Genomic DNA, 10,181 nt, shown 5'->3' with positions numbered 1-10,181 from the left:
TCTGGGCGGCGCGCCACGCGTCGAGCCGGGCGGCCAGCCGGTCGTCGTTCAGCGCCAGCACGGCGGCGGCGAGAAGAGCGGCATTGGCGGCACCCGCCTTGCCGATGGCGAGCGTGCCGACCGGAATGCCGGCCGGCATCTGGACGATGGAAAGCAGCGAATCCTGGCCGGACAGCGCCTTCGATTCCACCGGCACGCCGAAGACGGGAAGCGGCGTCATCGCCGCCGTCATGCCGGGCAGGTGCGCGGCGCCGCCGGCGCCGGCGATGATCACCTTGTAGCCGGCCGCCTTGGCGCTCTTGGCGAAATCATAGAGCCGGTCGGGCGTGCGGTGGGCGGAGACGATCAGCCGCTTGTGCGGGATGCCCAGCGCCTCCAGCGTCTCGGCGGCGTGGCGCATCGTCGCCCAGTCGGACTGGCTGCCCATGATGATGGCGACGTCGGCACGCTGATCGGTCAAAGTTTTCGCTCCCGGCGGCAAAGGCGCGCCTTAGCGGAATTCGCCGGCAACGGCAAGGACGCGCCGGCATCGCGAGGCCGGCGGCCATAAACCGGCTTACACGGCCGCCTTGCGGAAGCGGGCGACGAAGTCGTCGAGTTCGGGCCGCTCCATGTCCGAGATCGCCCAGTAGGAGAAGGCCCCGTCGCTCCAGTGGACCAGCGAGAAGCCGCCGGACGATAGGTCCTCGGGCTGGCTGGCACTGCCACCCTGCTGCGGTTCGGCGACCAGCGTGATCAGGTGTTCACGATGGCGATAGACCAATGCCGGCACGGGCCGGTCGGCGATCACTTCGACCCGGCCGCCGATCAGCGCATAGCCGTCCTGCGCGAGGTCGGGCGCCGGGGGCGACACGCCGATGCGGGCGTCGAGCCACGGCTTCACGGTGTGGCGGTCGGACGAAACGATGTCGATCGGGCTGGCGGCGAGCAGGCTGCGGCGATGGCCGCTGGCGACCGCCGCGGCAAAGCTGTCGGACGCGCCGTTGAACATCAGCCATTGCGTTGCGCCGCTGGCCAGCACCGCGCTGATCACGATCGACGCCGCCAGCGCCCGCCAATCGAACGAGCCAAAAAGGCGTGTCCTTGACGATGGCCGCGTCTGGAAGGGACGCGTCCCGGTTTCTCGCCTCTGGCCTCCGCCAGCGCCCGCAATCAATCTTGGTAGCGCCGGCGACGCACCCCGCTGCGGCTCCGCCGACTCGGCGGGCGCCTGCTGTTCGATGCCCGCCATGCCGATCGCCGCGATGCGGGCCCGAAAGGCATCGCTGACATCGGGACCTTGCAAGCGGCTGACCGCCGCTTGCAACGCGACGATGCGGGCATGCTCGGCGGCAAGCGCCGGGTCGGCGGCGATGCGCCGCTCCACGGCCAACGCCGCTGCCGCATCAAGTTCGCCATCCACCAGGGCATGGATCATCAGCCTGATACCTTCCGGATCGTTGGGCAGTCCGTCGTCATGTCCGGTCATGGCGCTCTCCCCAGTTCAGACACAAGCAGGCCGCGGGCGCGCGCCAGCCGCGACATCACGGTGCCGATCGGCACGCCGAGCATGGCCGCTATCTCGCGGTAGCTCAGGCCATTGATGTCGCGCAGCACCAGCGCCTCGCGGAACGGCTGCGGCAGTGCCGCTATCGCCGCCCCAAGTGCCGCCGCATCGGCCTTGGCGATGAGGCTCGCCTCGAGACCATTGTCATCCGGCAGGCCGGCGCCATGCGCCGCCGCCATCTCGTCGAGATCGCCGAGGTCGCCGACGGCGATCGTGCCGCGCGGCCGGTTGCGCGACATCCAGCTGTAGGCGGTGTTGCGCACGATTGTCAGCAGCCAGGCGCGGGCGTTGCCGCCGGCGTAGCCGGCAATGCCGGCATGCGCCTTGAGGCAGGCTTCCTGCACCACATCCTCGGCGTCTGCGGCGCTGCCGGTCAGCCACCGGGCGAGCGCAAGCGCGTCGCCGAGATGGGGCAGCACCACCGCGCCGAAGCGCTCGGCCAGGGCCTTTTCGCTCAACACCGCACCATTGTCCGGCACCCCGGGCTGGGTCCGCCGCGCGCCTTCAGGGAGCGACGGTGATCCTGCCCTGCATGTGCGGGTGAAGCCCGCAGAAATAGGCAAAATCGCCTGCTTTGGTGAAGGTGAATTCATATGTGTCACCGGTGTCAAGCGCCTTGGAGCGGAAGGAGGAATCGTTGGCGACGACCAGATGCGGGATGTCGTCGTCGTTGCGGAAGGTCACAGTGGTGCCGGGCTTGATCGTCAGCACCGGCGGCGTGAAGGCGAAGTTCTCGATCTTGACCATCGGCGCGTCCGCCGCGCTGAGCGGCTGGGAGGTCGCCGCGGTCAGGGCGAAGGCGGTCAGCATAGCGGCCATGTGCCGGGCCGGAAGGCGTATGCAGATCATGGTGGGTTCCTTTGCCGTTCAGGCGTTGGCCAGTGTCGAATCGATGATGGCGAGGTCCTGGCCGCCTTGCTTGACCATGACCCGGCTGGTGCCGAGCAGGCTGCGCAACTGGCCGGCCGGCACCGTCATCGGTCCGGGCGAGGCAGCGGTGCCGGGCGCTGGCTGCGGAAAAGCGGTCGAGCGCGCGGTGTGGAAGGTGACGTTGCCTTCCACCTTCTGCATGATCTGATGGATGTGGCCGTTGAGCACGGTGACCGAGCCGAAGCGCTTGAGCAGGCCGAGTGCTTGCGCCGCGTCCTCGGTGCCCCAGCCCCATTCGGGATAGACCGCCCACAGCGGAATATGGGCGAAGACGACGACCGGCGTCGAGGCGCTGACGGCCTTCAAATCGTCCGCCAACCAAGCCAATTGCTCGGCGCCGAGATTGCCGAGCCCGCCGGCTTTCAAGTTGACGACATTGACGAGGGCCACGAAATGCACGCCGTTCTGGTCGAACGAGTACCAGCCGGCGCCTTTCGTGCCCTTGCCGTAGCGTTCGAGATAGGCCTGGCCGTTGCCCTCGTCGATCAGGTCGTGTTCGCCAGGCACATAGTGAACGTCGAAGCCGGCGCCGCCGATGATCTGGGCGGCATTGTCGAACTGCGCCGCCTTGGAAAGATGGGTGATGTCGCCGGTGTGGATCATGAAGGCGGGCTTTTGCTGCAGCGCCTGGATCTTGCCCATCGCTTCCTTCAGCGTGTCGATGGCATGCGGATTGGCCGCTTTGTCGAAGCCGATATGGCTGTCGGAGATCTGCAGGAAGGTGAAGCCGGTGGCCATGGCCTCGGCGGCTTGAGCAGCCCCGAGCAGGTTGAGCGATATGGGCACGCCGCCCGAAATCGTCCACAGCACGCCGGTGCCGGCCCAGATCATGCATTCCAGCGCATGGCGGCGGCTGATGCCGTCGCCGCCGTCGTCATCGTGGTGATGGGTCATGTCGGTCTCCTCAACGCCCGAAGCGGCGTATGTCGAGGAGACCCGTCATGCCGGCGGTTTATTCCCGCCCGGCGAAAACCCGGTCGTTCACACTGTCGTGATCAGGAATGCTAGTCCGGCCAGCGCAAGGCACCGGCTGAATCCTTGCGCGCCACCTTCATGGCATCCGCAGGACGCTCCTTTGCCGCCAGCACGGCGCGCAGGCGCTCGGCGACGATCTCGGCCTCGCCGGGATGGAGATTGCAGGGATCGAGGAAGAAATGGCCGCGCTCGACCTCGTGGTTGCGCACGATGATCGGCGGTGAGCCGGCGGCCAGCGCCGAGGCGAGGCCGGTGGCGGTGAAGCGGCTTTCGGGCGCGACGAATATCTGCAGGCGGTCGAGCGGATTGGCGGTCGGGTCGGGGATGATGCGCGCGACGATGCCGGGCAGGCCCTGCAGCGCGTCCTTCCACAGGTTGAGCGCCGCTTCCTCGCGCTTGCGGATGCCGGCATGGTCACGCTTCTCCCAGGCTTCGAGCGCGGCCATCGTGCCGGCGATGCTTTCCTTGCCGACCTTCATGGCTCGCGCCACGCCGCGGTTCTGCAGATAGGCGGCGCGCACCAGGTCCTTGCGGCCGGTGACGATGCCGCTGGTCGGGCCGGAGAGGAATTTGTGGCCGCTGTAGACGACGATGTCGGCGCCGCGCGCGAGGAAGCTGCGCAGATCATATTCCGAGGCGGCGTCGACGATCACCGGCACGCCCTTGGCATGGCAGATCTCGCAGAACTCCTCCAGCGACAGCATGCCGTACTGCACCGTGTGGTGGGCGACGACGTAGAGGGCGGCCGCCGTGCGCTCGTTGATCGCCTCGCGTACATGATAGTCCTGCGTGACGCTGACGGTGCCCGCCGGCACGACCCTGGCGCCGGCCAGCCGGATCGACTGGTCGATCGGCGCGCCGTAGTTGACGATGTGGCCGAGCTGGATGACGACCTCGGACTTCAGCCCTTCCGTGTCGTCGGGCAGCCGCTCGATCGCCAGAAGGTTGGTGCCGGTCATCGCGCCGGCGATCGCCATGGTGATGCCTGAAGCGCAGCAGGCGGTGATGAATCCGGCCTCGCCGCCCGTCAGCCGCGCGACGACCGTGCTGGCAGCGCGCTGCAGGTCGTCCATCTCCACCCATTGCGAGGCGATCTCCGCCATCGCCGCGATCGCTTCCGGAACGATGATCGAGGCGCCGAGCGTCGTCATCGTGCCGGAGACGTTGATGATCGGGCGCAGGCCGAGCCGTTCGCGGATTGTCATGTTGGAGATCGTCATCTTCTGGAATCCCGTATTGAAAAGACTTCAGGCGGCGATTTCGACCACCGCCTCGATTTCGACCGTGATGTTGCCCGGCAGCGAGCCGACGCCGATCGCAGAGCGGGCATGTCCGCCGATCTTATCAAAGACGTCGGCGAAAAGATCGGAGCAGCCATTGACCACCTTGGGATGGTCGCTGAAGGTCGGCGTGGCGTTGACGAAGCCGAGCAGTTTCACCACGCGCACGATGCGGCCGAGGTCGCCGGCAGCGGCATGCATGACGGCAAGCAGGTTGAGGCCGGTGAGGCGGGCGTGCTCGTAGGCTTCCTCCACCGTCACGTCCTCGCCCACCTTGCCGGTGCACAGCGTGCCGTCGGCGCGCAACGGCCCCTGGCCGGAGAGGAAGATCAGCCGGCCGCTCTCGGCGTGGGTGACAAAGTTGGCGATGGGCGTCGGCGGCTCTGGCAGCTTCAGGCCGAGTTCGGCGAGCCGGATATAGGGCGTCATGTAGTCTCCTTGCGGCTTCTCTTTGTTCTACGCAACTCCGGACGGAAAACGGCTTGCACTTTTCCTGGAGTTGCTTTGGGTCGCCGCCCGATGTCAGAAATGCGAGGCGCGGAACCGCGCCAGGAAGCTGCGGAGACGCTCGTTGGTGGTCTCCGCCGCCAGGATCTCCTTCGGCGGGCCGACGGCACTGACCCCACCATCGGCCATGAAGACGATGCGGCTGGACGCATCGCGGGCGAAAGCCATTTCATGCGTCACCATCAGCATGGTCATGCCGTCCTCGGCGAGGCTGCGCACCACGGCCAAGACCTCGCCGACCAGTTCCGGATCGAGCGCCGAGGTGATCTCGTCGAGAAGCAGGATCTTCGGCTCCATCGCCACCGCGCGCGCAATGCCGACGCGCTGTTGCTGGCCGCCGGACAGCTCGGCCGGCAGGCTGTCGGCCTTGTGCGCAAGGCCAACGCGGCCGAGCCAGTGCTCGGCGATCGAGCGCGCCTCTGCCGCGCTCTTGCCGCGCACCTTGGTGAGGCCGAGCATGATGTTGCCGGCCGCGGTCAGATGCGGGAACAGGTTGAAGCTTTGGAACACCATGCCTGTCTCGGCGCGCATGCTGGCCAAGTCGCGCTCGCTGCGGCGCTGGCGCGTTGCGGCGTCGCGGTAGCCGACCTCCCTGCCGTCGATGCGGATCGAGCCGCTGTCGTAGCTTTCGAGGAAGTTGACGCAGCGCAGCAGCGTGGTCTTGCCGCTGCCTGACGGCCCGATGACCGTCACCACCTCGCCGCGCGTCACCTCGAGGCTGACGGAGCGCAGCACCGCGACGGCACCGAAGGCCTTGGACACATCGCGGACTTCGAGCAGCGCGGGACGGGCGTTTGAGGCGTCGGACATCATGCTATTCCCGAATGAAGGAGAAGCGTCGCTCCAGCCGACGGCTGGCCAGCGAAAGCGCGTAATTGACGGCGAAGTAGACCAGCGCGCCGAGGATATAGAGCGGCATCGCCTCGTAGGTGCGGCCGATGACCTGGTTGATCGCCTGCATCAGGTCGGTGATGCCGAGCAGCGAGACCAGTGCGCTGCCCTTGACCGCGTCGGTGACGCCGTTGATCCAGGGCGGCAGGAAGCGCCTGAAGGCCTGGGGAAAGATGACGTAGGTCAGCCGCTGGCGAAAGGTCAGCCCGATCGCCATCGCTGCTTCGGACTGGCCCTTGGGGATCGAGCCGACGGCGCCGCGCACATACTCGACCACCTGCGCCGTCTTGAACAGCGTCAGCGCCAGCACCGCGGCCCAGAAGGACTGCAGATGAAGCCCGACCGCCGGCATGCCGTAATAGACGAAGAACATCAGCACCAGGATCGGGATGCCACGGATAGTGTCGCTGAAGATGCGCACCGCCCAGCGCAGCGGGGCGGGGCCATAGACCAGGCCGACGCCCAACAGGACACCGGCGATGAGCGAAAGCACCACGACCAGCAGCGACACCCACAGGGTGATGGCGAAGCCTTGGGCGAGGAACGGGACGGCGTAGAGGATCTGGCTCAGCATGTCAGCGCGCCGCCCTGAACCGGCGCTCGACGAGCCTGAGCGCGAAAAGCAGCGCATAGCCGGTCACCAGATACATCGCCGTGGTGACCAGGTAGACCTCGACGATGCGGAAGGTGTTGAAGTTGATCCACTGCGCGCCGTAGGTGAGTTCGGGCACCGAGATGACCGAGGCGATCGAGGTGTCCTTGAACAACGAGATGAAGGTGTTGGAGAGCGCCGGCAGCGTGATGCGCAGCATCGTCGGCAGGCGCACATGGAGCAGCCGCTGCCAGGGCGTGAGGCCGATTGCCTTGCCGGCATCCAACTGGCCGCGCGGCACGGCCTCGAGACCAGAGCGGAACACCTCGACCAGATAGGCGCCGCTATAGACCGACAGCGTCAGCACGAACGAGGTCGGCGCGCTGTAGGCGATGTCGATCACCGTCGGCAGGCCGTAGAAGACCAGATAGACGAGCAGGATCAGCGGCACGTTGCGGATGAACTCGACATAGGCGGCGATGATCGCCCGCACCGTGCGTCCGGCCGAAACGTACCAGACCGCCAGCACCAGCCCGATGACGATGCCGATGGCGATCGAGATCACGGCAAGCTCGAGGCTGAGCAGCAGCCCGCCCCAGAGCTTGTCGAAATGGCGCCAGATCAGGTTGAAGTTGAGCGCGTAGCCCATGTGCTGCAGCCTCAAGACTTCCGCCGCGGCGCGAACAAGTCGCGCCGCGCTGGAAGGGAATGGAAGGGCGCGCCAGGCACCCTTTCTGCGAACGGCATCAGATGACCGGGAAGCCCGGATGACGCGCCGGTGGCTCCAGCCCGAAATAGTCCTTGAAGGCGGCGTCGTAGAGCGCGGTTTCGTGGCCGAACATGGCGATGGTGAAGGTCTGGTTGACGTAGGTCAGCCAGTCGAGATCGCCTTGCCGAAGCGCCGCGCCGTAGAGCATCGAGTACCAGCTCTTGCCGGCGTCGAAATATTTGTCGGGATTGCGCGAGGCGAGCCAGCGCACCGTGGAAAGATCGACGGCGGCGGCGTCGACGCGCTTGGATTCCAGCGCCTGCAGCACATTGGCCTGGGTGTCGATCTGCATCACCTGAGCATCTGGCAAGGCGAAATGGACCGAGGTCTCGGCATCGACGTTCTGCAGGATGGAAATGCGGGTCGCCGAGCCGGCGGCGAGCAGCTTGTCGAAGGTCTTGTTCTCAGCGGAAGGAAGCGTCAGCAGGGCGACGCCTTCGACGTAGTAGGGCCGCGAGAAGTTGATCAGCTGCGAGCGCTGCGCCGTCATGGTCATGAACTGGATTGTGATGTCGACCTTGTTGGTGGTCACGTTCGGAATGCGCTGCGCCGGGTCCTGCATGACGAACTCGACCTTGGTCGGGTCGTCGAACAGGCCCTTGGCCAGGATCCTGCCCATGGTGATATCCATGCCGACAAGCTCGCCGGCATCGTTCTCGAAGTGCCAGGGCGCGTTGGTGCTGCCGGTGCCGACGATCAGCTTGCCGCGATCGAGCACGGTGCGCAGCAGGCTGTCGGGCGCCGCCTGAGCCGCCGCCTTCTTGGCATCGACCGTTGCGGCGGCGGCTACCACGCCGGCCGTTGCCAGCCCCGCCATTCCCAGTTTCAGAAAATCACGTCTTTTGGATGTGTCGTTCACGGCGACCTCCTTTCGTGTTGTGTTCCCCAGTGGACGAGCGATACACGCGTCGGTGATCGACAAGGCGATTGTCTCTTACAAGAGACGCGTGTATCCTGTACAAGACAGATACTAACACCAGGAATCGACAATGCAAGATGGCGAAACTCTCGCGGAGTGGCAGACCGGAACGGACGAGGAGAAGCCCGCGAACTCACGCGAGAAGGGCCTCAACCGGGTGCTGCACATTCTGGACTTCCTGCACGCCACCCAGCGCGCGATCGGCATAGGCGAGCTGGCCAAGGGGGTGAACGCGCCGCGATCGACGACCTACACGCTGGTGCGCGAGCTGGTCGACGCCGGGCTGCTGGAGCTGACCGGCGACGGCAACCGGGTCTATTTCGGCAAGAAGCTCTACCTCTATGGAATGGCCTATATGCGCGGCAACGACATGCTGCGGCGCGGGCGGCAGGAGGTCGACACGCTTTCGCACGAGACGGGCGAAACGTCCGAACTGTGCATGCTGCAGAGCGGCCGCTACACGATCATCCATTCCAGTCCCGGCACGAGGCCGTTCCGCATCAGCTCGGCCACCGGCCTGCAGATACCGCTCCCCTGGACCGCTTCCGGCAGGCTGCTGCTTGCGGGCTTCGACCGGGACCGGATCGAAGCCATGGTATCCGAGGCCGACCTCATCCTGCCGGATGGCCGCAAGCTGAAGCTCGACGATTTCATCGACGACATCGGCAAGGCGCGAGCCACCGGCTATTGCGTGACCTCCGGGCTTGTCGACGCCTACACCAAGTGCCTGGCGGCGCCGGTTTTTTCGGCGCCGGGCAAGGTCGAGGCAACGATGTGCCTTGTCGTTCCGATAGACACATCCGAGGAGCGGACAGCCGAGCTCATCGCCCTGCTGCGCGAGCGCGCGGCACGGCTGTCGATCGCGGCGTGAGCCGATCGGGCTGGGACGCCCGACCGCGCGTCAGGCGATTATGTCTGGAATGATGCGGTCTTCCAGCGCCATCAGCCGGTCCTTGAGGAAGAGTTTCTTCTTCTTCATGCGCTGAATCTGCAGGGGGTCGCAGCCGGTGGCGATCATCGCATTGATGGCGGCGTCGAAATCGGCGTGTTCCTGCTTCAGGCGGGAAAATTCGAGCCGGATCTCGGCCTGTTCCTGTTCGGACATTCTCTACCGTCTGCACGTCTGCGGCGCCCAAGAGATGGGCCTGATTGGGCGGGGCCGGTGGGATTTTGCAACCGGCGGGCCGCTCATATCACATTTCACATTGTCGTGGAATGCTACCACGCGGCATTCGACATCGACATCGGTTGGTGGCAGAGTGTCATCGTGCTGTCACAGATGCGGACTGGCGGTGGGCGCATTTTGGCGGCTGCAATCGAGGAAAATCATGAAAGGGAGAACCAATCATGTCTCTTGCATCCCATCTTGATGAGTTGCAGCGGAAACACGGTGACATCGAGCGCGAGATCACCGATGCGATGAACCATCCGTCGGTCGACGACCTCGAAATCGTGAATCTCAAGCGGCGCAAGCTGGCAATCAAGGACGAGATTGAAAAGCTGAAGGCGAAACCGACGACGCACTGACGCTCCTTTAACAAAGCCGCGCCGCCTTCGGTGCGATCATCTCTCCGGTGGCAGCCCTGTCGCCGGAGATGTTTCCTTCTTTATCCCGATAAAGGTTCCCACGGCTTAAGGCATGCGGATCGCGTGCCTCGGGCGCCATATATCGGACTGTTCTTGCCATTCACCTCGGCATGCGGGTGGCCCGGCAGTCGGCCACCGCGGTCAGCAACGGTCGCATCGCCGCCCGCCAATTTGCGGCTTCCGCT

14 protein-coding genes are annotated in these 10,181 nt (G+C 65.6%); 2 read left to right on the top strand and 12 right to left on the bottom strand.

From position 1 onward, the window contains the following. The 11 genes from purE to EN780_RS18715 all read right to left on the bottom strand — a co-directional run. On the bottom strand, nt 1-460 hold a 460-nt coding region (gene purE / locus EN780_RS18765), incomplete at its 3' end, for a 5-(carboxyamino)imidazole ribonucleotide mutase (RefSeq protein WP_128274962.1). A 96-nt stretch (nt 461-556) separates the two neighbouring features. Further along, nucleotides 557-1,417 carry an anti-sigma factor gene (locus EN780_RS18760; protein ID WP_245500016.1) on the bottom strand — a complete coding sequence of 287 codons (861 nt, stop codon included), beginning with the start codon at nt 1,415-1,417 and terminating at the stop codon, nt 557-559. A 47-nt stretch (nt 1,418-1,464) separates the two neighbouring features. Next, nucleotides 1,465-2,004: a sigma-70 family RNA polymerase sigma factor gene (locus tag EN780_RS18755; protein WP_128274960.1), complete on the bottom strand. Its 540-nt coding sequence runs from the start codon at nt 2,002-2,004 to the stop codon at nt 1,465-1,467. A 46-nt stretch (nt 2,005-2,050) separates the two neighbouring features. Beyond that, nucleotides 2,051-2,395 carry a cupredoxin family copper-binding protein gene (locus tag EN780_RS18750; RefSeq protein ID WP_127287105.1) on the bottom strand — a complete coding sequence of 115 codons (345 nt, stop codon included), beginning with the start codon at nt 2,393-2,395 and terminating at the stop codon, nt 2,051-2,053. Between the two features lie 18 nt (nt 2,396-2,413). Beyond that, on the bottom strand, nt 2,414-3,370 hold the full coding sequence (locus EN780_RS18745) for a metallophosphoesterase (RefSeq protein WP_128274959.1): 957 nt from the start codon (nt 3,368-3,370) through the stop codon (nt 2,414-2,416). A gap of 110 nt (nt 3,371-3,480) precedes the next feature. Continuing rightward, entirely contained in the window at nt 3,481-4,656 is a 1,176-nt protein-coding gene (locus tag EN780_RS18740; protein ID WP_245500017.1) for an aminotransferase class V-fold PLP-dependent enzyme, read from the bottom strand. Between the two features lie 42 nt (nt 4,657-4,698). Then, nucleotides 4,699-5,160, bottom strand: a complete 462-nt coding sequence (locus tag EN780_RS18735; RefSeq protein ID WP_127394310.1) for a RidA family protein — start codon at nt 5,158-5,160, stop codon at nt 4,699-4,701. A 93-nt stretch (nt 5,161-5,253) separates the two neighbouring features. Next, complete coding sequence (locus tag EN780_RS18730; protein ID WP_128274957.1) at nt 5,254-6,048, bottom strand: amino acid ABC transporter ATP-binding protein; 795 nt, start codon at nt 6,046-6,048, stop codon at nt 5,254-5,256. Nucleotides 6,049-6,052: 4 nt separating this feature from the next. Further along, nucleotides 6,053-6,703, bottom strand: coding sequence for an amino acid ABC transporter permease (locus EN780_RS18725; RefSeq protein ID WP_127287158.1), 651 nt, complete (start codon nt 6,701-6,703; stop codon nt 6,053-6,055). Between the two features lies 1 nt (nt 6,704). Further along, a complete protein-coding gene (locus EN780_RS18720) occupies nt 6,705-7,370 on the bottom strand; it encodes an amino acid ABC transporter permease (RefSeq protein WP_126057930.1) in 666 nt (221 codons plus the stop codon). A 97-nt stretch (nt 7,371-7,467) separates the two neighbouring features. After that, nucleotides 7,468-8,349 (bottom strand): transporter substrate-binding domain-containing protein, encoded by an 882-nt coding sequence (locus EN780_RS18715; RefSeq protein ID WP_127391567.1) that lies wholly within the window; start codon nt 8,347-8,349, stop codon nt 7,468-7,470. A 130-nt stretch (nt 8,350-8,479) separates the two neighbouring features. Here EN780_RS18715 and EN780_RS18710 point away from each other — a divergent pair, with 130 nt between their 5' ends. Then, a complete protein-coding gene (locus tag EN780_RS18710) occupies nt 8,480-9,280 on the top strand; it encodes an IclR family transcriptional regulator (protein ID WP_127283442.1) in 801 nt (266 codons plus the stop codon). A 30-nt stretch (nt 9,281-9,310) separates the two neighbouring features. Here the strand turns inward: EN780_RS18710 and EN780_RS18705 are convergent, their stop codons facing one another. Beyond that, entirely contained in the window at nt 9,311-9,514 is a 204-nt protein-coding gene (locus EN780_RS18705) for a YdcH family protein (RefSeq protein WP_126057933.1), read from the bottom strand. A 242-nt stretch (nt 9,515-9,756) separates the two neighbouring features. On the opposite strand from EN780_RS18705, the gene EN780_RS18700 reads away from it, so the two are divergent. Continuing rightward, nucleotides 9,757-9,936: a YdcH family protein gene (locus EN780_RS18700; RefSeq protein ID WP_006203778.1), complete on the top strand. Its 180-nt coding sequence runs from the start codon at nt 9,757-9,759 to the stop codon at nt 9,934-9,936. The last annotated feature ends 245 nt before the right edge of the window (nt 9,937-10,181 follow it).

The sequence above is a fragment of the Mesorhizobium sp. M4B.F.Ca.ET.089.01.1.1 genome, from assembly GCF_004022605.1.
GTDB lineage: Bacteria > Pseudomonadota > Alphaproteobacteria > Rhizobiales > Rhizobiaceae > Mesorhizobium > Mesorhizobium abyssinicae.
Note: the sequence above shows the minus strand (reverse complement) of the source record. Positions and strands in the feature narration are given on the sequence as shown.